We start from the raw sequence: 20,376 nt of genomic DNA, 5'->3' as shown, positions 1-20,376 counted from the left end.
TTTTCCCTCCTTAATTGTATAATTCTTCTACTGATTTGCCGCGTAATTTCGCAACTTCTTCAGCACTTTTTAGATTTTCTAAACCATTGATTGTAGCACGAACCATGTTAATTGGTGTGTTAGAACCTAATGACTTACTTAAGATATCAGTGATACCTGCTAACTCTAATACGGCACGAACTGGTCCACCGGCGATAACCCCAGTACCAGGTGCTGCTGGTTTCAATAATACACTTCCTGAACCGAAACGGCCAGTGATTGTGTGTGGTGTTGTACCTTCAACACGGTTTACAGATACTAATTCTTTTTTAGCAGCTTCTACCGCTTTTTTGATCGCTTCTGGTACCTCTTGTGCTTTACCTGTACCGAATCCAACACGACCATTTTTGTCTCCAACTACTACTAATGCAGTGAAACGGAAACGACGTCCACCTTTTACAACTTTCGCAACACGGTTAATCGTAACAACGCGTTCTTCAAATTCTTTGTTTTCTTCATCTCTGCGAGCCATTATTTGTCCCTCCTTTTATGATTAAAATTCTAAGCCATTTTCACGTGCTGCATCTGCTAATGCTTTAACACGTCCATGGTATAAGTAACCTCCACGGTCGAAGACGATTGCAGTGATACCTTTATCAACTGCTTTCTTAGCGATTACTTCGCCCACTTTGGCTGATAATTCAACTTTTGAACCAGTTTCATTTTCGAAATCTTTATCTTGAGTTGATGCTTGAGCTAAAGTTACGCCTTTAGTATCATCAATGATTTGTGCATAGATGTGTTTGTTAGAACGATATACGTTTAAACGTGGTTTTTCAGAAGTACCAGTTAAGTTAGTACGTACACGTGCATGTCTTTTTAAGCGTACTTTATTTTTATCAATTTTGCTGATCATGCTTTATTCTCCTTTCTTTAGAGAGTTATTTATTATTTACCAGTTTTACCTTCTTTACGACGAACATATTCGCCTTGGTAACGGATACCTTTACCTTTATAAGGTTCTGGTGGTCTTACGGCACGGATTTTAGATGCTGTAGCACCAACTAATTCTTTAGAAATACCTTCAACTTTAACTGTTGTGTTTTTCTCAACTGTGAATGTGATACCATCTTCTGGTTTGAATTCAACTGGGTGAGAGTAACCAACGTTAAGTACTAAGTTGCTACCTTGCAATTGTGCACGGTAACCAACACCGATAAGTTCTAAAGTTTTTTCGAAACCTTTAGCTACACCTTGTACCATATTGTTAATTAACGCACGAGTTGTTCCATGAACTGTTCTGTCTTTTTGAGAATCAGATGGACGTACAACTTCTAATGTGTTGTCTTCTAATTTGTAAGTCATGCTAGGATCCATAGTACGTGATAATTCACCTTTAGGACCTTTTACTGTAACTGTATTACCTTTGATGTCTACTGTAACATCGCTAGGAATTTCAATAATTTTCTTACCTACACGGCTCATTTACGGGCACCTCCTTAATTATTTATTACCAAACGTATGCTAATACTTCTCCGCCTACGTTACGTTTTCTTGCTTCTCTGTCAGTTACGATACCTTCAGAAGTTGAAACTAATGCGATACCTAAACCGTTTAATACTTTAGGTACTTCGTCAGCTTTAGCATAGACACGTAAACCTGGTTTAGAAATACGTTTTAAGCCTGTGATAACGCGTTCGTTGTTTTGACCATATTTAAGGAATAAACGTAAAACACCTTGTTTATCATCTTCTACGAACTCAACGTTTTTAATGAAACCTTCGTTTTTAAGGATTTCAGCAATTTGTTTTTTAATATTTGACGCAGGCAACTCGATTTTTTCATGACGCACCATGTTTGCGTTTCTTACACGAGTTAGCATATCTGCGATTGGATCTGACATTGTCATAGATTGTTGCCTCCTTTCAAGACTCTCTTTAATTACCAGCTAGCTTTACGAACGCCAGGGATTTGGCCTTTATAAGCTAATTCACGGAAACAGATACGGCATAATTTAAATTTGCGGTATACAGAATGTGGGCGTCCACAGCGTTCACAACGAGTGTATTCGCGCACTGGGAATTTTTGCTTTTTAGCTTGTTTTACAACCATTGATTTTTTAGCCACTTAATTAGCCTCCTTTATATTAGAGCTTACTTTTGAAATGGCATACCGAATTGAGTTAACAATGCACGGGCTTCTTCGTCAGTGTTAGCAGTTGTAACAATAACGATATCCATTCCTCTTACTTTACTTACTTTATCATAATCGATTTCTGGGAAAATTAATTGTTCTTTGATACCTAATGTGTAGTTACCGCGACCGTCGAATGCTTTTTTAGAAACACCGTGGAAGTCACGTACACGTGGTAATGATACTGAGATTAATTTATCAAGGAATTCATACATTCTTTCTCCGCGAAGAGTAACTTTTGCTCCGATTGGCATACCTTCACGTAAACGGAATGTTGCTACTGATTTTTTAGCTTTTGTGATTAATGGTTTTTGACCTGTAATTAATGTTAACTCTTCAACAGCATTGTCTAATACTTTAGAGTTTTGAACAGCGTCACCTACACCCATGTTCACAACGATTTTATCGATTTTAGGTACTTCCATTACTGAACTATAGTTGAATTCTTTCATTAAGTTCTCAGTAACTTCTGTATTGAATTTTTCTTTTAAACGGCTCAAAGTGGATCCTCCTTTCAACTAGTTATTAATTATTAGATTTGATTTCTTCGCCTGATTTTTTAGCGATACGAACTTTTTTACCATCAACAAATTTGTAACCTACACGAGTTGGTTCATTTGTTTTTGGGTCCAATAATTGTACGTTAGAAACATGAATAGCTGCTTCAGTTTCTAAGATTCCACCTTCTGGATTAAATTGAGTCGGTTTTTGGTGCTTTTTAATGATGTTCACACCTTCCACAACGACACGGTCTTTTTTAGGTTCTGTTGCTTGTACAACACCTGTTTTACCTTTATCTTTACCTGAGATAACGATTACGTTGTCACCTTTTTTGATATGCATGTGGGCACCTCCTTAGATTTTATTTATTAAAATTATAGTACTTCTGGTGCTAATGAAATAATTTTCATGTAGTTGCTGTCACGTAATTCACGAGCTACTGGTCCGAAGATACGAGTACCGCGTGGACTCTTGTCGTCACGAATAACTACACATGCATTTTCATCAAATTTGATGTAAGAACCGTCTTTACGACGTACTCCTGATTTAGTACGTACTACAACAGCTTTAACAACTTCACCTTTTTTAACAACGCCTCCTGGTGTAGCATTTTTAACAGTACACACAATTACGTCGCCGATGTTCGCTGTTTTACGACCAGATCCGCCTAATACTTTGATTGTTAGAACTTCACGAGCACCTGAGTTGTCAGCTACTTTCAAGCGTGTTTCTTGTTGGATCATGAATTAAACCTCCCTTATCTTTAAATGATTAAATAATAACTGATTCTTCAACAATTTCTACTAAACGAAAACGTTTTGTTGCTGATAAAGGACGAGTTTCTTGAATCTTAACGATGTCTCCTAATTTAGCTGAATTGTTTTCATCATGAGTTTTATATTTTTTAGAATATTTTACTCGTTTACCATATAATTTATGAGTTTTGTAAGTCTCTACAAGTACAGTTACAGTTTTATCCATTTTGTCTGATACGACTCTACCTACATAAACTTTACGATCATTTCTTTCGCTCACTTTTGTAACCTCCTCTTTCAATTATTATTGATTAGCCTTACTTTGTTCAATTTCTCTTTCACGAGCAACAGTTTTTAGACGTGCAATCGTTTTTCTTACTGTACGAATACGTGCAGTTTCCTCTAATTGTCCTGTAGCTAACTGAAAGCGTAGGTTAAAAAGTTCTTCTTTTGAAGATTTGATTTGCTCTTCGATTTCTGAAGTGGTTAAGTCTCTAATTTCCTTAGCTTTCATTTGATTCACCACCCAATTCTTCACGTTTTACAAACTTAGATTTAACTGGAAGTTTGTGACTTGCTAAACGTAATGCTTCGCGTGCAACTTCTTCTGACACGCCTGCAACTTCAAATAAGATTCTACCTGGTTTAACTACTGCGATCCAGCCTTCTACTGCACCTTTACCAGCACCCATACGTACTTCTAAAGGTTTTTTAGTATATGGTGTATGAGGGAAGATTTTAATCCAAACTTTCCCGCCACGTTTCATATAACGAGTCATCGCAATACGAGCAGATTCGATTTGACGAGATGTGATCCAAGAAGTTGTAGTAGCTTGTAATCCATACTCACCAAATGTTACAAAGTTACCGCCTTTAGAACGTCCTTTTGTGTTTGGACGATGTTGACGACGATATTTAACGCGTTTTGGTAGCAACATTATTATTTTCCTCCTTCACTATTGTTCTTAGTAGGAAGAACTTCTCCACGATAGATCCATACTTTAACTCCAAGTTTACCGTATGTTGTATCAGCTTCAGCATGTGCGTAGTCAATGTCAGCACGTAATGTGTGAAGTGGAACAGTTCCTTCTGAATATTGTTCAGCACGAGCGATGTCAGCTCCGCCTAAACGACCTGAAACTTGAGTTTTAACACCTAAAGCTCCTAGTTTCATAGCTCTTTGAATAGCTTGTTTTTGTACACGACGGAATGATGCACGGTTTTCTAATTGACGAGCGATGTTCTCAGCAACTAAACGAGCATCTAAATCAACTTTTTTGATTTCGATCACGTTAATGTGTACACGTTTGTTAGTTAAGTTATTTAATTTGTTACGAAGTTTTTCAATTTCTGAACCGCCTTTACCAATTACCATACCTGGTTTACCAGTGTGGATTGCAATATTGATACGGTTAGCAGCACGTTCGATTTCTACGTGAGAAACTGATGCTTCTTTTAATTCGTTATCGATGAACTTACGGATTTTTAAATCTTCATGTAATAAAGTAGCGAAATCTTTTTCAGCATACCATTTAGCGTCCCAATCACGGATAACACCAACACGAAGTCCGATTGGATTAATTTTTTGACCCACAGTATTCCCTCCTTAGATAGTTTATTAAGCTTCTTTAGCTTCTTCTTTGCCGTCACTTACGACAATTGTAATGTGGCTTGTACGTTTGTTAATTGCACTTGCGCGTCCTTGAGCACGTGGACGGAAACGTTTTAAAGTTGGTCCTTCGTTAGCATATGCTTCTTTAACAACTAATTCATCTGTATTCATGTCATAGTTGTGCTCTGCATTAGCTAAAGCGGACATTAATAATTTTTCAACAACTGGTGATGATGCTTTGTTAGTTAATTTTAAAATAGCAACAGCTTCACCAACGTTTTTGCCTCTGATTAAGTCTAAAACTAATCTGACTTTACGAGGTGCGATTCTGATAGTTCTAGCAACCGCTTTTGCTTCCATTTGGTCTTCCTCCTCTACTTAATAGAAAGTATTTATCTTCTTGTTTTTTTGTCGTCTGCAGCATGTCCTTTGAATGTACGAGTTGGAGCAAATTCACCTAATTTGTGACCAACCATATCTTCAGTTACATAAACAGGTACATGTTTACGTCCATCGTATACTGCAAAAGTAATACCGATGAAGTTAGGGAAAATAGTTGAACGACGTGACCAAGTTTTAATCACAGTTTTTTTCTGATTACCTTCTTGCGCTTCCACTTTTTTCATCAAGTGGTCATCGACGAAAGGTCCTTTTTTAATACTACGAGCCATTATGGCGCCTCCCTTCTTATTATGTGCGTGCAGCGATTACGCCGCACACCCAAATAAGTTGTTATTATTTTCTTTTACGTCTACGTACGATAAGTTTATCTGATGATTTTTTACCGCGACGAGTTTTCTTACCAAGAGTTGGTTTACCCCATGGTGACATTGGTGATGGCATACCGATTGGAGCACGACCTTCACCACCACCGTGTGGGTGATCGTTAGGGTTCATTACAGAACCACGAACTGTTGGACGGATACCTTTCCAACGAGAACGTCCGGCTTTACCAACGTTAACAAGTTCATGTTGTAAGTTACCAACTTGACCTACTGTTGCACGGCAAGTTGAAAGGATCATACGAACCTCACCTGAGCGAAGTCTTACTAATACGTATTTACCTTCTTTACCAAGTACTTGAGCACTTGCACCTGCTGAACGAGCGATTTGTCCGCCACGGCCAGGTTTTAATTCGATATTGTGAACTACAGTACCTACTGGAATGTTAGCTAATGGTAAAGCGTTACCTACTTTAATGTCAGCTTCTTCACCATTTTCTACTGTTTGTCCTACAACCAAACCTTTTGGAGCGATGATGTAACGTTTTTCACCATCTGCATATACTAACAATGCAATGTTAGCTGAACGGTTTGGATCGTATTGGATAGAATCAACTTTTGCTGGGATTCCATCTTTGTTACGTTTGAAATCAATAACACGGTATTGACGTTTGTGTCCGCCACCATGATGGCGTACTGTCATTTTACCTTGGTTGTTGCGTCCCGCTTTTTTCGGTAGCGGTTGTAATAATGACTTTTCTGGAGTCGTTTTTGTGATTTCAGCGAAATCCAATGAAGTCATATTACGACGACCATTTGTAATCGGCTTATAATGTTTAAGAGCCATTGTCGCTTACCTCCTTATTGGTAATTTTATTTTTTAGTTGAATAGATCGATTGATCCTTCTTTAAGTGTAACGATCGCTTTGCGTCTTCTGTTTGTATAGCCTTGGTAACGGCCCATACGTTTTTTCTTAGCTTTGTAGTTGACGATATTTACTTTGTCTACTTTAACATCGAAAATTTCTTCAACTGCAATTTTAACTTGTGTTTTATTCGCACGTGTATCTACATCAAAAGTGTATTTGTCTTCAGCCGTTGCTTCTGAAGATTTTTCTGTGATTACGGGGCGCTTAAGAACGTCTCTTGCTTCCATTATCCGAGCACCTCCTCAACTTTTTTAGCAGCTGCTTCTGTAATTAATACACTGTCAGCGCTAGTGATGTCTAATACGTTTAAACCAGTTACAGTAGTGATTTGAACACCAGGAATGTTACGTGCTGATAATTCAACATTTACATCTTCTGATTCAGTAACTACTAAAACTTTTTTAGGTAATTCTAAGTTTGATAATACTTTAGTGAATTCTTTAGTTTTTGGTGCTTCTAAACCGAAAGCATCAATAATTTTGAATTCATTTTCTTGTACTTTGAAAGATAATGCAGAACGTAATGCTAAACGACGCATTTTCTTAGGCATTTTGTATGCATAGCTTCTTGGAGTCGGTCCGAATACGATACCGCCACCACGCCATTGTGGAGCACGGATAGTACCTTGACGCGCACGTCCTGTACCTTTTTGTCTCCATGGTTTACGTCCACCGCCGCGTACTGCTGAACGGTTTTTTACCGAATGCGTACCTTGGCGTAATGAAGCACGTTGTAAGTTAATTGCTTCGAAAAGAACATCTTTGTTTGGTTCAATTGCGAATACAGCATCGCTTAATTCAACTGAACCTGCTTTTGATCCGTCTACTTTTAATACATCATAATTTGCCATTATGCATTTTCCTCCTTTCGTTAATTAATTATTTGTCACCTTTTTTAATTGAAGTTTTGATTTCTACTAATCCTTTTTTAGGACCAGGCACATTACCTTTAACTAAGATAACGTTGTTTTCTGTATCGATTTGTATAACTTCTAAGTTTTGTACTGTCACTGTATTACCACCCATACGACCTGGCATTTTGTGACCTTTAAATACTTTAGATGCGTCAGATGCCATACCTACAGAACCTGGCGCTCTGTGGAAATGAGAACCGTGAGACATTGGTCCACGACCGTGGCCATGACGTTTAATATTACCTTGGAAACCTTTACCTTTAGATACTCCAGTTACGTCAATGATGTCCCCAGCTTCAAATGTATCAACTGAGACTTCTTGACCTACTTCGTATTCATCAACATTGATGTTTCTGAATTCACGAATGAAGCGCTTAGGAGCTGTGTCAGCTTTTTTAGCATGACCTTCAGCTGGTTTATTAGCATATTTATTTGACTTGCTGTCTTTTTTGTATGCTTGTTTGTCTTCAAAACCTACTTGGATAGCGTTGTAACCGTCTACCTCTTCAGTTTTCTTTTGTAATACTACGTTTTGTCCTGCTTCTACTACAGTTACTGGGATTAAGTCTCCGTTTTCACCGAATACTTGTGTCATCCCGATTTTTCTTCCTAAGATTCCTTTGGTCATCGAAAGTCCACCTCCTATGATTTTCTATTATAATTTAATTTCGATGTCTACACCTGATGGTAAGTTTAAGCCCATAAGAGCATCAACAGTTTTTGGTGTAGGGTTAACAATGTCGATTAAACGTTTATGAGTACGTTGTTCGAATTGCTCACGAGAATCTTTGTACTTATGCACCGCACGGATGATAGTGTAAATTGATTTTTCAGTTGGTAATGGAATTGGTCCAGAAACTTCTGCACCAGAACGTTTTGCTGTTTCAACAATTTTCTCAGCTGATTGATCAATTACTCTGTGATCATAAGCTTTTAATCTGATTCTGATTTTTTGTTTTGCCATAATTTTCCCTCCTTATATCGTCTACATTTAGTGATAGACTTCTCCACGAAAACTATCTCACACAACGCCATGGCAAAGCGGCCGGGTGTGTCAGTAACCTTTCGCTTCATCGCGTATTCAAAGTCCAACATTAGATATGTTACACGAATCAGCGCTTAGTTGCAACCATTTCATGTAACTTTTTTTATGTTAGACTTTTTCTCTAACACATACCAGTATATTTTACTGCAAATGATTGCACACTTCAACCCGTATAAAGATTTTTTTCTCTAAGTCTTCATATTTTTTCAATCGACTCACATCCTATATAATAGTAAATGAATGGTGGTGATTAAAAGTGAAACATAGTACAAGAATCGCATTAATCATTATAAGCATTATCTTGCTGCTCTCTGAACTTTTATATGGTATTCCTTTCATAGGAGGTTCTATCATCGTTTCATTTGGTTGGCAGCCATTAATCATTAATGCTTTCTTCTATTTATTACTCGTTATCGCATTATTAGCTGACAGCCAAAATACAATTCGTCCTATGGTCATTATTCCTTTATTAGGAATCGCTGGTTCGTTTATCGCAATTGTTCCTTTTGTCGGAATGATTGTACATTGGATTTTATTCTTCTTAATGTTATTCTTCTTGTTTATTGTCATGAGCACTCCTATTTATATGCCAAATCGAAATGCGAGAGCTGTTTATGATGAGCATGGACGTCGAATTAAATAAGTTATAGATAAATACCGGCAGATCTGTCGGTATCTTTTTATATTTACAAGTAATTTTATGAGTTTCTTCCTATTGTAATGTAAACGCTTCTATTTATATTTATTTTAGAAGTTAAAGGTGTTTGGATTATTAATTTTTAGAAGCGGGTATATTGATAGAGTTCATAATAACGATGAAACATATTGCTTTTTAACTATATTGAATAGAAATAAAGCATGATATAGATAAAAGGAGATAGAGATATGTATCAAGATTTAGAAAATAAAGTAGTTATTGTCACAGGTAGTGGCAGCGGAATTGGTAAAGCTTACGCTGAAGCGTTTGGTAAAGCAAAAGCGAAAGTTGTTTTAAATTACCGTTCTTCTAAACACGAACCTGAGTTAGAAAAACTCAAAAAAGAAATCGAAGATCACGGTGGACAAGCTTTACCAGTCCAAGGTGATGTTACAAACGAAGAAGATATCATCAACCTTGTAGAACAAGCCATCAAACATTTTGGCACTTTAGACATTATGATTAATAACGCTGGATTTGAAAATCCTGTTGCTTCTCATGAAATGTCTGTTGAAGAGTTCCAAAAAGCACTTGATGTTAACTTAACAGGTGCATTCATCGGTTCAAGAGAAGCTGTTAAATACTTCCTTAAAGAAGATAAAAAAGGAGTAATCATTAATACAGCGAGTGTGCATGACATCATTCCATGGCCTTACTATGTCAATTATTCAGCAAGTAAAGCTGGCCTCAAAAGTATGATGGAAACAATGTCTATGGAATATGCACAATACGGTATCCGCATTAATAATATTTCACCAGGTGCAGTCGTTACAGAGCATACGAAAGAGAAATTCTCTGATCCTGAAACACGTGAAGAAACTCTTAAAATGATTCCTGCAAGAGAAATTGGCGAAACAGAGCAAGTTGCTAACGTTGCTTTATTCTTAGCATCTGATGCAGCAAGTTATATTCACGGCACAACAATTTATGTTGATGGCGGTATGACGAATTACCCTGCATTCATGGGTGGTAAAGGTTAATATTATCTCTTACAGTAAGACACTTGCGAATTGTGCAAGTGTCTTTTTTTGATATATAAAAAAACAAGCCCATATCTCATGAGCTTGCTTAATCGTTTTATTTTAACCGTGTACGAATACGAAATATAAAATGAATAATACCATTAATACATACATAATTGGATGTACTTCTTTATGACGTTTCGTCACTAACATTGTAATTGGATAGAAGATGAAACCACATGCGATACCTGTCGCAATTGAATAGGATAGTGGCATCATAATAATCGTAATGAAAGCTGGAACAGCCAATTCAAATTTCTTCCAATCAATTTGTGATAAGTTTCCTGCCATTAATACCCCTACTACGATTAATGCTGGAGCTGTGACTGCACTCGTAACAACAGCCATTAATGGACTGAAGAATAATGCTAATAGGAAACAGACACCTGTTACAATACTCGCAAAACCAGTTCTTGCACCTACAGCAACACCTGATGTTGATTCAATGTATGAAGTCGTTGTTGTTGTACCGAAAATAGAACCTACGATTGTAGCGATAGAATCTGAGAATAAAGCACGACCTGCACGAGGTAATTTATTATCTTTCATCATACCTGCTTGTGAAGCCACTGCCACTAATGTTCCTGCTGTATCAAAGAAATCAATAAACAAGAACGTTAAAATAACTATTAAAAATTGTACTGTAAATAATTGACCTGGGTCTTTAAATGCTTCAAATGCTGCACCGAATGTTGGCGCAATACTTGGAATCTTTCCTACTACTGCATGTGGCATTTGAATTAAACCAGTTAATAATCCGCCGGCTGACGTTAAAATCATACCGATAAAGATAGCACCCGGTACTTTTTTAGCATAAAGTACAACCGTTACGATGATACCAAATACTGCTAATAATACTTTACCATCTGTAATATGTCCTAGAGTTACAAGTGTAGAATCATTATTCACAATAATACCTGCACCTTGTAAACCAACAAAGGTAATAAATAAACCGATACCCGCTGTTACAGCCATTTTCATCTCATACGGTATGGCGTTAATAATGGTTTCCCGGAGCCCTGTTACGGTTAATATCGCAAAGAAGATACCTGAACATAACACACCTGTTAAACCGATTTGCCATGGAATCCCCATTGTTAACACAACAGTAAATGCGAAGAATGCATTCAGTCCCATACCTGGTGCTAATGCAATTGGATATCTTGCAATGAGTCCCATAAATAATGAACCCACGAATGCAGCTAAGGCTGTCGCAACAAATACTGCGCCCTGATCCATCTTCATATCATCTGGGATACCTTTTACACCTGCTAAACTTAAAATCTGCGGGTTAACAGCTAATATGTAAGCCATAGATAAGAAAGTTGTTAAACCGCCTAAAATCTCACGACGATAATTCGTTTGATACTTATCAAATTGGAAATATTTTTTCACTTTAAAGTCTCCTTAAATGAAATACCTTAATATTCTAATCCCTATTCAAAGAAAATACAATGAAGATTTAAGAAAAAACCAAACAATTTTAATAGAAATTTGAAAAACACACTCATTTTCGAACGATTTCAACACTATATTTTTAAATATTGTTCGTTAAAATTCGTTAATGAGTGTGTCTCCTAATTAAAGTTTCAAATTCTTCAAAGCATCTTGGAATGGATTGTTGTTCATTTCTTCTTTACCCATATATTTCTTCATCTCACGTTTAGATACTTTGCCTTTACCTTTATTCTTGTGTCTTTGATCCATTTGTTCTTGTGTTTCAGAGTGACCGCAAACACAACGATATGTCGCTTTTTTACCTTTACCGAATAATGTCATTTTCTTATGACAGTTTGGACAACGTGCATTCGTTTTACGTTGTACATTTTTCTTTGTCTTACATGCCGGGTCTTGGCATACAAGCATTTGCCCATTTTTTGTTTTGACTTTAATCATGAATTTACCGCATGTCGGACATTCTGTAGTGGTCAAGTTATCATGTTTATATTTCTGTTCACTGTTTTTGATTTCATTCACAATAGTTTCAGTAAAATGTTTCATCTCTTTTATGAACTGACGTGCATCATATTTACCTTGTTCAATTTGCGTTAATTTTTCTTCCCATTCTGCTGTAAGCAATGGTGAAGTAAGTGATTGTGGTGCGAGTTCTAAAATTTGGCGTCCTTTAGACGTAACTTTAATATGACCATCTCTTGCTTCAATCGCATTCATATTAAACAGCTTTTCGATTATATCTGCACGTGTTGCTACCGTACCAATACCGCCTGTTTGTTTCAGAGTTTGTGAATGTTTTTTATTTTTGAGTTCAAAGAACTTTTGAGGACTTTCCATTGCTTTTAACAATGTTCCCTCGTTAAAGTATGGCGGCGGTGTTGTTTCATGTTCTTGAATATGGAAACGTTGGACTTTATAAGTTGCACCTTGTTTAAATTGTATCGGTTCTGATTGTGTGGTTGATTCATTGCGTAATTGTTTGAAACCAAGTTGTAAGGTTACTTTATCTTGCAATTCAAAGGTCTGATTACCGACCTTCAAGATAACTTTGACCGCTTCATACTCATACGGCGGCAACAAGTTCTCTATAAATCGTTCTGCAATCATTAAATAGACCTTTTGTTCACGTTGGCTCAAATCATTCATGTTAGGACGAATTTCTGTTGGAATAATCGCATGATGATCTGATACCTTCTGATTATTTACGATACCCATTTTAGCACTGAACTGTTTATTGACTAATGGACGCACCGCTTCTTTATACTCAGTCGCAAGCAATGCTTGTAAACGTTCTTTAAATGTTTCTACCATATCATCCGTTAAATAGTTCGAATCTGTTCTTGGATACGTAACCAACTTATGACGTTCATATAAGTTTTGAAGTGTATTCAGTGTTTCTTTCGCACCCATACGATAACGTTGATAAGCTTCTTGTTGTAAATCAGTTAAACTGAACAACTTCGCAGGATATTGTTTCTTTCGTTTTGATGTTACTGATTCAACAATGCCCGTTTGTTGTTCTAATTGTTGAACCATATCTGTTAATACTTGTTTGTCATAGATACGTTGTTTTGAAATCAACTTAAAGTTTTGTCCATCCACTTGTGCTTCTAACGTATAATATTTAGATGGTCTAAAATGTCTGATTTCATCTTGGCGCATTTGAACAAGTTGAATCGTCGGTGTTTGAACACGACCTAATGATAACTGTGCATCATACTTCGTTGTTAATGCGCGCGTCGCATTAATCCCAACAATCCAGTCTGCCTCACTACGTGCTAATGCTGCACGATATAATGGCAAGTATGCTTTACCATCTTTTAAATGTTTGAACCCGTTACGAATCGCTTTGGCTGTAATCGAACTGATCCATAAACGTTTAATCGGTTTCTTATTATGCACCTTATCTAAAATCAAACGTGCAACGAGCTCCCCTTCTCTACCAGCATCAGTCGCAATGATAATTTCTTTAACTACATCTTTTAACATCAATGATTTGACTGTATTGAATTGTTTCTTTGTTTTTGGAATAACGACTGTTTTCATATATTTTGGGATAATTGGCAGTTCTTGCAAGTCCCATGTTTTAAACTTCGAATCATATTGTTCTGGAGTTGCATTCGTTACCAGATGACCTAAAGCCCATGTCACAATATATTGATTGTTTTCAAAATAGCCATTGCGCTTTTGATGTACATTCAATGCGTTCGCAATATCACGGGCCACAGAAGGTTTCTCTGCTAGAATTAATGATTTCATCTTCATTTTCCTTTCTCAAAATCGTATTTCTATTGTAACATGATTTATTGTGCTTGTTTCTCGTACCTTTGCTTTTATCTCAACACAAAACAAAGTATAATAAATAAAAAGGTGTTCTTTATATAACAACCAAGGAGGTTCTTATGAAAGCCGTTAAAATTGAAGCTGTTCAAGACATCCAAAGTTTTATTCACCAAGCCGATACATCCTATTGTTCCTATATTTATAAGCTTCACGAAAAAAACGTTTCATTGACACAAAGTATTGAGGCTTTAAAACAGGATACAGGCGTCTACGCGCTCATTGACGAAAGTGACAAAGTCCGTATGCTGATGGGTGGATTCTCCTATGATACTAACCATTTTAAAATGGTTGGGCCGTTCATCAATTCAAATGATCCATTAGATGCACAAGCTTTTAAAAGCCTTTTTGAAACTTTAATTGCAGATCAACCTGATCAATCTCATTTCAATTTTTCATTTGATATTACAGACGACTATAAAAGTTCATTGATGAAATCCATTGATGCACACTATACGTTCACTGACTATTATCTTTCAACTGATCACACAATTGAAACAAGTCCTGCGGCTGAACGTCAAATCATTCCATATCACAAAGCTTTTTTCGCACATTTCGATCGCTTACATCAGAAAAACTTCCGTCGTGAAGCAATGTCTGCTTCTGAAATTGTCAATACACTAGATGAGAACAATCATTTATTCTTTTTTGTCAGCGAAGGTATTTTAAAAGGCTACTTATATCTGCAAGTCAAACCTGATAAAAATAAAGCAGAAATTAAATATTTCTCATCTCATACGGATTATCGTTATGAAGGAATTGCTTTTAATTTATTAAGTCATGCGATTAACTTCGCTTTTAAATACGATGATATTAATAAAGTCTATTTCAAAATACGTAGTAAAAATGATCAATTAGTAGACCGCTTCAGTGAACTCGGTTTCGACATTCGTTCAGAACGTAAAAAATTCAAATATATCAAATAATATAAGCGTTTGTTATGAGGTTAACCTTCATAGCAAACGTTTTATTTTCCATTTATTTGTCTTTGTTTTATTCTTATTTTATTAAGGGGTAAGTTTAAATATAGAAAGGAAAAGATAGAAGATGGATTTACTTATCGCATTACTGCCTGCCCTCTTTTGGGGTAGTGTTGTTTTAATTAACGTTCTTGTTGGAGGCGGACCTTACAATCAAATCCGAGGCACGACACTCGGCGCATTGATTGTAGGTATTGTTCTCTTATTAACAGGACATTCTAGTTTTGAACCTAAAGTCATTATTGTCGGTTTGATCTCTGGTGCATTCTGGGCATTAGGTCAAGGTTACCAACTACGCTCTGTTGATTTAATCGGTGTTTCTAAAACTATGCCGATTTCTACAGGAATGCAGCTGGTTGGTACTACATTATTCAGCGCAATATTCCTAGGGGAATGGAGTACAGGAACACAAGTCGTTTTAGGTCTATTAGCGATGATTTTATTAGTGGGCGGTATCGCATTGACTTCACTTAAAGGTAAAAATGAATCGAGCGAAGGCCAATCTAAATTAGGTAAAGCAATTGTGATTTTATTAATTTCAACAGTCGGCTATGTCGTATATGTGGTTGTGGCACAAATCTTTAGCGTAAATGGCTTAGATGCCTTATTCTTCCAATCAATTGGTATGGCAATCGGTGGTTTCTTATTATCAGCGAAGCACCAAACGTCTACACGCTATACGTTACGTAACCTGTTGCCAGGTGTGATTTGGGCCATTGGTAACTTATTCTTGTTCTACTCACAACCTAAAGTCGGCGTCGCTACAAGTTTCTCATTCTCACAATTACTAGTAATCGTTTCAACACTCGGCGGTATCTTTATACTGAAAGAACGTAAAGATAAACGTCAAATGCTTGGAATTACTGCAGGGATTGTATTAATTGTCGTCGCAGCTTTCATTCTCGGCGGATTAAAAGCATAATGACTTTCTAATAAAATATTGAAGAAAATAATAGAAATTTTAAAGGGATTGTCAGCCACTTAAGTAATGGTTGACAATCCCTTTTTTATTATACGAAAAACATTTGGAAGTAATAGAGTATGACGATACTGATCACAATCGTCATGTTGGTGGTCATGCCAATCAAAGGCAATGTACGGTATTGGAATTGAATGGAGTAAGGTATGACCGCAACGCCGATTGGCAACAACCAAATGACCATTAAAGTCGTTTTTATCATTTGGTCAGAGACTGGTAAAAAGAAATAAACGAGTAAGCCCGCTATGAGTCCAAAGCCATAATGAATAGCCAAATATTTCAAGGCAATCGGTAGATAACGACGTTCTACTCTAAAGTTCAACATTAAACCTAAGAGAATCATAGATAACGGTATATTCGCTTGTGCCAATACATCTAAGAAATTGATAACAGGATCTGGTAAATGCAGGTTACTCATATTTAAACCAAACATCATCAAATAAGTCATCAATGGAATAGAACGTAATAAATTCAATATAAGAAATCTAAGATTAAAAGTATTATTTCCGCTGCTGCTGAAATAATTGCCTATAAAATAAGTGATACCGAACATGACAATCGCACCGCCGATATCTGCCATACCGAAATAAATCATGCCGACTTTCGGCCAAATCGCTTGTACTAGCGGGTAAGCAAATAAGCCGATATTCAGTGATGCCATCATCATGCCGATGGTACCTCGCATCTCATTGTCATATTTTAAGAAAAAGCTGATAGCGATAACTTTCGCAATAATACCGTAAATGACCATCATAACTGGCAATACAGATAGTGAAATATCCAGTTCAGCTTTGTTTAAATTGACGATGACTAATGCAGGTAACGTCACATTCAGCACTAATTTAGCCAGTACTTGATTATCTTCTTCTTTTAAAATATTGATACGTTTGAGTAAATACCCAAGCGCAATCAATATAACAATGACTGCGAATTTGCCTGTCATAAGTCACCCTTCTTTCTCTATTATCATTGAGACATTCATTCGTCATGAAATGTCATTTCTCGGTAATTACATCTCTAATCTTTCCATGATATACTATTATTATTGATAATAAAAATCAATAAGGTGGTGTATCTTTTGGATTTAGAAAGTCAATTAGCAGAATTAAAACAAGATTACGTACGTCTGCAAGACGATTTGGAAAAGCGTGAATCAACAGGTCAAGAAGTCGATCCATTGATTAAACAGCTTGAACAAATCGAACATGAAATCGCACACGTCCGTTCACAAATAAAACAGCAATAAAATCGACATCTTGAATAGAAACACGCCATGATTCAACGTGTTTTGTGATTATCAGAAAGGAAGTACACGCGATGCAACTCTATCTATTATTACTACCCGTTTTGTATTTATTTGTAAGCTATATCAGTATTTATAAAATGAATACAATCTACAGTAGTGTTTTACGTATGGTCATGGGTGGATTACTCATCCTTATTGTCGCAATGATTAACTTAACAGTTCCTCCAGTAGCATGGTGGGAGTTTGCGGTCATTGTGATGCTTGTAGGTAATGTGGAGATTACAGCCTTCAAGTATTCAAAAGGCGATCAAAAAGGTGTCTTCTTATTAAATGTGATGACCCTTTTAATTTTCGTGATCAGTACTATTTTAACATTTGTATTATATTAAGAAAGAAAAGCCCCTCAGCTGCGTATTATACGAGCTGAGGGGCTTGTTTGGTTTATTTGGTAACTTTGATACCTTTTTTGTAAACTATTTTTTGTTCCTGTAATGCTTTAATGTCTTCTAATGGGTTATGGTCTAGAATAATAAAATCAGCAAGTTTGCCTTCCTCAATTGAACCTACTTGGTTATCAATTTTAAGTAGTTTTGCTGCATTAATTGTTGCAGCTTGAAGTGTCTGTAAATTAGTCGCACCTGTACGTGTCATTAATTCCATTTCAAAAGTAGAATGTGTATCAAAATTATTCATAGCTGTACCCGAATCTGTACCCATTGCTAATTTAATTCCTGCTTTAGCTGCTTTACCGATACTTTCAAAATGCGCTTTTTCAATATCTAACGATTTTTGAACCATAAAATCTGGTAATAATTCTTGATTTTGATTAATCGCATATGGCGCAATCAGTGTTGGCACGATAAACGTTTCGTGATCTAAACATAATTGAATTGTTTCATCATCCAAGAATACAGCATGTTCAATCGAATCTACACCCGCTAAAATCGCATTTTTAATACCTTCTGTCCCTTGTGCATGTGCACAGGCTGTTCGCCCTTTATGATGGGCTTCTTCGACTGCAGCTGTTAATTCATCTAATGACAATTGAACATCATGTGGTGTTTCACCACTAAATGAAACACCTCCTGTTGCCATTAATTTAATATTTCCAGCGCCTTTTTTTAATAATTTTCTAGCAAATTTACGCACCTCATCAACACCATCAACTTCGTAGCTGCCTTCACAGAAGTGACCGCCAGTCATGGTCAATGGGCTGCCTGAAGCAACAATACCTGGTGCCAACAATTCACCTTGCTGTTCTAATTTAGCTAGTTCTAAATCTACATCATAAATTGAACCGACATCTCTAATATATGTTACCCCATCGCTCAATAAATCACTTAAATTCTTTAACGCCATATAAGTTGCGGTAACCGGATTACTATCTGGTGATCCTAGCTTCGTTACTTTACCATACGGATCAGCAACGATATGTGTATGCGTGTTAATTAAACCAGGTACTACAAATTGTCCTTTTAAATCAACCGTCTCATCAGCTTTATCGCTTGAACTAACAAATTTTCCCGTTTCAGAATCAACTACAAAACTTTGATTATCTACAAATGTTTCTCCATTAAAAAGTTGTGCATTTTTAAATAATACTTTTACCATTCAACTCTACCCTTTCCTTACAATAATTTAAGAAATAGTGAAGCGATTATAATAGAAGCGACAGATACCGTCGCAAATCCGCCCACTAACATTTTCGGCATCATATAATCGATTAAGACATTGCGTGCTTTCTCATCTTTCGTTAAATTGTTGACGACTTCATTCGTTAAAATATAATCAGCTGGGAAGCCGAACAATGCAGTTAACGCTGTCGCAAATGCCATATCTTTGCTCATCTTTAATGGTTTAGATAATAAAGATGAAGCAAGATACATACCTAAAATACCTAATGCGATCAAAACCAGAATTAATATCATGATTCCACTTAATACTTTCGGTGTTGTCATACTAAGTTGCGAGAATACAAATGCTAATAAACCATACATTAACCAATTAAACACTTTGGCTTTATTTAAAATTTGCTTTTCTAAAAAGCCGATTTGATGGAAAATAACCCCTAATACTAAGGCAATAACATTCCCATTAATTGCTTTGTTTGTTGCCTTTTCGAGTAGTACTGCAAGTACCGCAACCAATGCTACTTTTGCAAGTAAAAATGCAGGTGTTTGAAATTTCTCACTTTTTAAAAAAGTCGGCTTTTTCGTTAATGTTTCATCGGCTTCTTGACTCAACTCTGCATTCTTAAAATCAAGCTTTTGATTATCATATTGCTTTAATAATCGTTTCCCTTCTCTTTTCAATACAACAGATGTTAATGGATAACCAATAATACTATGTGTGATATACATTGCGACAGGAATTGCAACTAAAGTCGTTAACCCCTCTGCTTTTAACCCATCTGACATCAGTGCTACAGAAATAACACCTCCTGTTAATGGTGGCACAGCAGCAACAACTGTATGCCAATCAAATAACAATGTTCCGATTGTCAGCGTTAAAACCATAGTACCGACTACTCCTGCTAAAGCAACTACAACTGCTCTCCATTGTGCAGCAAGTTGTTTCAAATCCATCATTGTACCTAAATGAACAAGTAATAACGGTACTGCTATAGCAACAAATTCTTTACCAAATGATGCTTGGTTAACAATATCTTTAGGTAAGAATGTCCAAAATCCAATCGTGAAAAGCGCAGCTGTAATAAATACAGAAGGTATGTATGCTTTCGAAAAATTAGATCCCCACTCCCCAATGAATATAAAAACCATTACCACCAAAAATGCGATTAATAACTCCATATGTTACCTCCAATTCCATTCCTCTTATATTTATCCAATTATAAAACCTTTGAATGAATATGTGAAGATAACATTCAAATTTTTCTGAATTATTTGAGTATATTCATTATTATAATGTACAACTACTCTCATAATAAAAAACGCACTCCCTGCTTATATGCAGAAAGTGCGTAGAAATCAGATGCTATTTAAATTTTA

The 20,376-nt window shown here is 36.3% G+C and carries 30 protein-coding genes; 6 read left to right on the top strand and 24 right to left on the bottom strand.

Annotated elements, in window-relative coordinates; genetic code table 11:
* Nucleotides 1-10: 10 nt before the first annotated feature.
* The 19 genes from rpsE to rpsJ all read right to left on the bottom strand — a co-directional run bounded on the left by rpsE (nucleotide 11) and on the right by rpsJ (nucleotide 8,568).
* Entirely contained in the window at nucleotides 11-511 is a 501-nt protein-coding gene (rpsE, locus tag HMPREF2937_RS01840) for a 30S ribosomal protein S5 (protein WP_002479556.1), read from the bottom strand.
* Nucleotides 512-532: 21 nt separating this feature from the next.
* Nucleotides 533-895 carry a 50S ribosomal protein L18 gene (gene rplR, locus HMPREF2937_RS01835; protein ID WP_002479557.1) on the bottom strand — a complete coding sequence of 121 codons (363 nt, stop codon included), beginning with the start codon at nucleotides 893-895 and terminating at the stop codon, nucleotides 533-535.
* Nucleotides 896-927: 32 nt separating this feature from the next.
* The gene (rplF, locus tag HMPREF2937_RS01830) at nucleotides 928-1,464 is read right to left on the bottom strand and encodes a 50S ribosomal protein L6 (RefSeq protein ID WP_002479558.1); all 537 of its coding nucleotides are present in this window, start codon (nucleotides 1,462-1,464) and stop codon (nucleotides 928-930) included.
* A 25-nt stretch (nucleotides 1,465-1,489) separates the two neighbouring features.
* Nucleotides 1,490-1,888, bottom strand: coding sequence for a 30S ribosomal protein S8 (gene rpsH, locus HMPREF2937_RS01825; protein ID WP_002479559.1), 399 nt, complete (start codon nucleotides 1,886-1,888; stop codon nucleotides 1,490-1,492).
* Between the two features lie 32 nt (nucleotides 1,889-1,920).
* Nucleotides 1,921-2,106 carry a type Z 30S ribosomal protein S14 gene (locus tag HMPREF2937_RS01820; RefSeq protein WP_002479560.1) on the bottom strand — a complete coding sequence of 62 codons (186 nt, stop codon included), beginning with the start codon at nucleotides 2,104-2,106 and terminating at the stop codon, nucleotides 1,921-1,923.
* Nucleotides 2,107-2,132: 26 nt separating this feature from the next.
* Entirely contained in the window at nucleotides 2,133-2,672 is a 540-nt protein-coding gene (rplE, locus tag HMPREF2937_RS01815; RefSeq protein WP_002479561.1) for a 50S ribosomal protein L5, read from the bottom strand.
* A 25-nt stretch (nucleotides 2,673-2,697) separates the two neighbouring features.
* Nucleotides 2,698-3,015, bottom strand: coding sequence for a 50S ribosomal protein L24 (gene rplX, locus HMPREF2937_RS01810; protein WP_002479562.1), 318 nt, complete (start codon nucleotides 3,013-3,015; stop codon nucleotides 2,698-2,700).
* A gap of 32 nt (nucleotides 3,016-3,047) precedes the next feature.
* Nucleotides 3,048-3,416, bottom strand: a complete 369-nt coding sequence (gene rplN, locus HMPREF2937_RS01805; RefSeq protein ID WP_002479563.1) for a 50S ribosomal protein L14 — start codon at nucleotides 3,414-3,416, stop codon at nucleotides 3,048-3,050.
* Between the two features lie 28 nt (nucleotides 3,417-3,444).
* The gene (gene rpsQ, locus HMPREF2937_RS01800; protein ID WP_001829723.1) at nucleotides 3,445-3,708 is read right to left on the bottom strand and encodes a 30S ribosomal protein S17; all 264 of its coding nucleotides are present in this window, start codon (nucleotides 3,706-3,708) and stop codon (nucleotides 3,445-3,447) included.
* Between the two features lie 24 nt (nucleotides 3,709-3,732).
* Nucleotides 3,733-3,942: a 50S ribosomal protein L29 gene (gene rpmC / locus HMPREF2937_RS01795; protein WP_000644737.1), complete on the bottom strand. Its 210-nt coding sequence runs from the start codon at nucleotides 3,940-3,942 to the stop codon at nucleotides 3,733-3,735.
* Entirely contained in the window at nucleotides 3,932-4,366 is a 435-nt protein-coding gene (gene rplP / locus HMPREF2937_RS01790) for a 50S ribosomal protein L16 (protein WP_002479564.1), read from the bottom strand. Before rplP ends, rpmC begins: the two co-directional genes overlap by 11 nt.
* Nucleotides 4,367-4,368: 2 nt before the next feature.
* Nucleotides 4,369-5,022, bottom strand: coding sequence for a 30S ribosomal protein S3 (gene rpsC, locus HMPREF2937_RS01785; RefSeq protein WP_002479565.1), 654 nt, complete (start codon nucleotides 5,020-5,022; stop codon nucleotides 4,369-4,371).
* 24 nt (nucleotides 5,023-5,046) lie between these two features.
* Nucleotides 5,047-5,400 (bottom strand): 50S ribosomal protein L22, encoded by a 354-nt coding sequence (gene rplV, locus HMPREF2937_RS01780; RefSeq protein WP_002479566.1) that lies wholly within the window; start codon nucleotides 5,398-5,400, stop codon nucleotides 5,047-5,049.
* A gap of 32 nt (nucleotides 5,401-5,432) precedes the next feature.
* Nucleotides 5,433-5,711, bottom strand: a complete 279-nt coding sequence (gene rpsS / locus HMPREF2937_RS01775; protein WP_002479567.1) for a 30S ribosomal protein S19 — start codon at nucleotides 5,709-5,711, stop codon at nucleotides 5,433-5,435.
* A 64-nt stretch (nucleotides 5,712-5,775) separates the two neighbouring features.
* Nucleotides 5,776-6,609: a 50S ribosomal protein L2 gene (rplB, locus tag HMPREF2937_RS01770; RefSeq protein WP_002479568.1), complete on the bottom strand. Its 834-nt coding sequence runs from the start codon at nucleotides 6,607-6,609 to the stop codon at nucleotides 5,776-5,778.
* Nucleotides 6,610-6,642: 33 nt separating this feature from the next.
* Nucleotides 6,643-6,918, bottom strand: coding sequence for a 50S ribosomal protein L23 (gene rplW, locus HMPREF2937_RS01765; protein WP_070863905.1), 276 nt, complete (start codon nucleotides 6,916-6,918; stop codon nucleotides 6,643-6,645).
* Nucleotides 6,918-7,541 carry a 50S ribosomal protein L4 gene (gene rplD, locus HMPREF2937_RS01760; RefSeq protein ID WP_002479570.1) on the bottom strand — a complete coding sequence of 208 codons (624 nt, stop codon included), beginning with the start codon at nucleotides 7,539-7,541 and terminating at the stop codon, nucleotides 6,918-6,920. The genes rplW and rplD overlap by 1 nt, the downstream gene beginning before the upstream one ends.
* Before the next feature lie 28 nt (nucleotides 7,542-7,569).
* Nucleotides 7,570-8,232, bottom strand: a complete 663-nt coding sequence (rplC, locus tag HMPREF2937_RS01755) for a 50S ribosomal protein L3 (protein ID WP_070863903.1) — start codon at nucleotides 8,230-8,232, stop codon at nucleotides 7,570-7,572.
* Nucleotides 8,233-8,259: 27 nt separating this feature from the next.
* Nucleotides 8,260-8,568 carry a 30S ribosomal protein S10 gene (rpsJ, locus tag HMPREF2937_RS01750; RefSeq protein ID WP_002479572.1) on the bottom strand — a complete coding sequence of 103 codons (309 nt, stop codon included), beginning with the start codon at nucleotides 8,566-8,568 and terminating at the stop codon, nucleotides 8,260-8,262.
* 337 nt (nucleotides 8,569-8,905) lie between these two features.
* On the opposite strand from rpsJ, the gene HMPREF2937_RS01745 reads away from it, so the two are divergent.
* A complete protein-coding gene (locus HMPREF2937_RS01745) occupies nucleotides 8,906-9,292 on the top strand; it encodes a hypothetical protein (protein ID WP_070863901.1) in 387 nt (128 codons plus the stop codon).
* A 242-nt stretch (nucleotides 9,293-9,534) separates the two neighbouring features.
* A complete protein-coding gene (locus HMPREF2937_RS01740; protein WP_002479574.1) occupies nucleotides 9,535-10,326 on the top strand; it encodes a glucose 1-dehydrogenase in 792 nt (263 codons plus the stop codon).
* Between the two features lie 102 nt (nucleotides 10,327-10,428).
* On the opposite strand, the gene HMPREF2937_RS01735 is transcribed toward HMPREF2937_RS01740, so the two are convergent.
* On the bottom strand, nucleotides 10,429-11,763 hold the full coding sequence (locus HMPREF2937_RS01735) for an NCS2 family permease (protein WP_002479575.1): 1,335 nt from the start codon (nucleotides 11,761-11,763) through the stop codon (nucleotides 10,429-10,431).
* A gap of 186 nt (nucleotides 11,764-11,949) precedes the next feature.
* Nucleotides 11,950-14,082 (bottom strand): DNA topoisomerase III, encoded by a 2,133-nt coding sequence (locus HMPREF2937_RS01730; protein WP_070863899.1) that lies wholly within the window; start codon nucleotides 14,080-14,082, stop codon nucleotides 11,950-11,952.
* Between the two features lie 143 nt (nucleotides 14,083-14,225).
* Here HMPREF2937_RS01730 and HMPREF2937_RS01725 point away from each other — a divergent pair, with 143 nt between their 5' ends.
* Complete coding sequence (locus tag HMPREF2937_RS01725; protein ID WP_070863897.1) at nucleotides 14,226-15,089, top strand: GNAT family N-acetyltransferase; 864 nt, start codon at nucleotides 14,226-14,228, stop codon at nucleotides 15,087-15,089.
* A gap of 121 nt (nucleotides 15,090-15,210) precedes the next feature.
* Nucleotides 15,211-16,065 carry a GRP family sugar transporter gene (locus HMPREF2937_RS01720; RefSeq protein ID WP_002479578.1) on the top strand — a complete coding sequence of 285 codons (855 nt, stop codon included), beginning with the start codon at nucleotides 15,211-15,213 and terminating at the stop codon, nucleotides 16,063-16,065.
* 88 nt (nucleotides 16,066-16,153) lie between these two features.
* Here the strand turns inward: HMPREF2937_RS01720 and HMPREF2937_RS01715 are convergent, their stop codons facing one another.
* A complete protein-coding gene (locus tag HMPREF2937_RS01715; protein ID WP_070863895.1) occupies nucleotides 16,154-17,065 on the bottom strand; it encodes an AEC family transporter in 912 nt (303 codons plus the stop codon).
* Nucleotides 17,066-17,200: 135 nt separating this feature from the next.
* Here HMPREF2937_RS01715 and HMPREF2937_RS13620 point away from each other — a divergent pair, with 135 nt between their 5' ends.
* Complete coding sequence (locus HMPREF2937_RS13620) at nucleotides 17,201-17,368, top strand: SE1832 family protein (RefSeq protein WP_002479580.1); 168 nt, start codon at nucleotides 17,201-17,203, stop codon at nucleotides 17,366-17,368.
* 71 nt (nucleotides 17,369-17,439) lie between these two features.
* On the top strand, nucleotides 17,440-17,757 hold the full coding sequence (gene mspA, locus HMPREF2937_RS01710) for a membrane stabilizing protein MspA (RefSeq protein ID WP_002479581.1): 318 nt from the start codon (nucleotides 17,440-17,442) through the stop codon (nucleotides 17,755-17,757).
* Nucleotides 17,758-17,809: 52 nt separating this feature from the next.
* Here mspA and HMPREF2937_RS01705 read toward each other — a convergent pair whose 3' ends face one another.
* Both HMPREF2937_RS01705 and HMPREF2937_RS01700 read right to left on the bottom strand, forming a co-directional pair.
* Nucleotides 17,810-18,979 carry a metal-dependent hydrolase family protein gene (locus HMPREF2937_RS01705; RefSeq protein ID WP_070863893.1) on the bottom strand — a complete coding sequence of 390 codons (1,170 nt, stop codon included), beginning with the start codon at nucleotides 18,977-18,979 and terminating at the stop codon, nucleotides 17,810-17,812.
* Between the two features lie 17 nt (nucleotides 18,980-18,996).
* Nucleotides 18,997-20,178 carry a hypothetical protein gene (locus HMPREF2937_RS01700; RefSeq protein ID WP_070863891.1) on the bottom strand — a complete coding sequence of 394 codons (1,182 nt, stop codon included), beginning with the start codon at nucleotides 20,176-20,178 and terminating at the stop codon, nucleotides 18,997-18,999.
* Between the last annotated feature and the right edge of the window lie 198 nt (nucleotides 20,179-20,376).

This window comes from Staphylococcus sp. HMSC061G12 (genome assembly GCF_001838465.1).
Taxonomy (GTDB): Bacteria; Bacillota; Bacilli; order Staphylococcales; family Staphylococcaceae; genus Staphylococcus; species Staphylococcus simulans.
Note: the sequence above shows the minus strand (reverse complement) of the source record. Positions and strands in the feature narration are given on the sequence as shown.

Bases quoted from the DNA above. Each gene is read 5' to 3' on its own strand.
- rpsE (WP_002479556.1), bottom strand. From the start codon at position 511: ATGGCTCGCAGAGATGAAGAAAACAAAGAATTTGAAGAACGCGTTGTT.
- rplR (WP_002479557.1), bottom strand. From the start codon at position 895: ATGATCAGCAAAATTGATAAAAATAAAGTACGCTTAAAAAGACATGCA.
- rplF (WP_002479558.1), bottom strand. From the start codon at position 1,464: ATGAGCCGTGTAGGTAAGAAAATTATTGAAATTCCTAGCGATGTTACA.
- rpsH (WP_002479559.1), bottom strand. From the start codon at position 1,888: ATGACAATGTCAGATCCAATCGCAGATATGCTAACTCGTGTAAGAAAC.
- rplX (WP_002479562.1), bottom strand. From the start codon at position 3,015: ATGCATATCAAAAAAGGTGACAACGTAATCGTTATCTCAGGTAAAGAT.
- rplN (WP_002479563.1), bottom strand. From the start codon at position 3,416: ATGATCCAACAAGAAACACGCTTGAAAGTAGCTGACAACTCAGGTGCT.
- rpmC (WP_000644737.1), bottom strand. From the start codon at position 3,942: ATGAAAGCTAAGGAAATTAGAGACTTAACCACTTCAGAAATCGAAGAG.
- rplP (WP_002479564.1), bottom strand. From the start codon at position 4,366: ATGTTGCTACCAAAACGCGTTAAATATCGTCGTCAACATCGTCCAAAC.
- rplV (WP_002479566.1), bottom strand. From the start codon at position 5,400: ATGGAAGCAAAAGCGGTTGCTAGAACTATCAGAATCGCACCTCGTAAA.
- rpsS (WP_002479567.1), bottom strand. From the start codon at position 5,711: ATGGCTCGTAGTATTAAAAAAGGACCTTTCGTCGATGACCACTTGATG.
- rplB (WP_002479568.1), bottom strand. From the start codon at position 6,609: ATGGCTCTTAAACATTATAAGCCGATTACAAATGGTCGTCGTAATATG.
- rplW (WP_070863905.1), bottom strand. From the start codon at position 6,918: ATGGAAGCAAGAGACGTTCTTAAGCGCCCCGTAATCACAGAAAAATCT.
- rplD (WP_002479570.1), bottom strand. From the start codon at position 7,541: ATGGCAAATTATGATGTATTAAAAGTAGACGGATCAAAAGCAGGTTCA.
- rplC (WP_070863903.1), bottom strand. From the start codon at position 8,232: ATGACCAAAGGAATCTTAGGAAGAAAAATCGGGATGACACAAGTATTC.
- rpsJ (WP_002479572.1), bottom strand. From the start codon at position 8,568: ATGGCAAAACAAAAAATCAGAATCAGATTAAAAGCTTATGATCACAGA.
- HMPREF2937_RS01740 (WP_002479574.1), top strand. From the start codon at position 9,535: ATGTATCAAGATTTAGAAAATAAAGTAGTTATTGTCACAGGTAGTGGC.
- HMPREF2937_RS01730 (WP_070863899.1), bottom strand. From the start codon at position 14,082: ATGAAATCATTAATTCTAGCAGAGAAACCTTCTGTGGCCCGTGATATT.
- HMPREF2937_RS01725 (WP_070863897.1), top strand. From the start codon at position 14,226: ATGAAAGCCGTTAAAATTGAAGCTGTTCAAGACATCCAAAGTTTTATT.
- HMPREF2937_RS01720 (WP_002479578.1), top strand. From the start codon at position 15,211: ATGGATTTACTTATCGCATTACTGCCTGCCCTCTTTTGGGGTAGTGTT.
- HMPREF2937_RS01715 (WP_070863895.1), bottom strand. From the start codon at position 17,065: ATGACAGGCAAATTCGCAGTCATTGTTATATTGATTGCGCTTGGGTAT.
- mspA (WP_002479581.1), top strand. From the start codon at position 17,440: ATGCAACTCTATCTATTATTACTACCCGTTTTGTATTTATTTGTAAGC.
- HMPREF2937_RS01705 (WP_070863893.1), bottom strand. From the start codon at position 18,979: ATGGTAAAAGTATTATTTAAAAATGCACAACTTTTTAATGGAGAAACA.
- HMPREF2937_RS01700 (WP_070863891.1), bottom strand. From the start codon at position 20,178: ATGGAGTTATTAATCGCATTTTTGGTGGTAATGGTTTTTATATTCATT.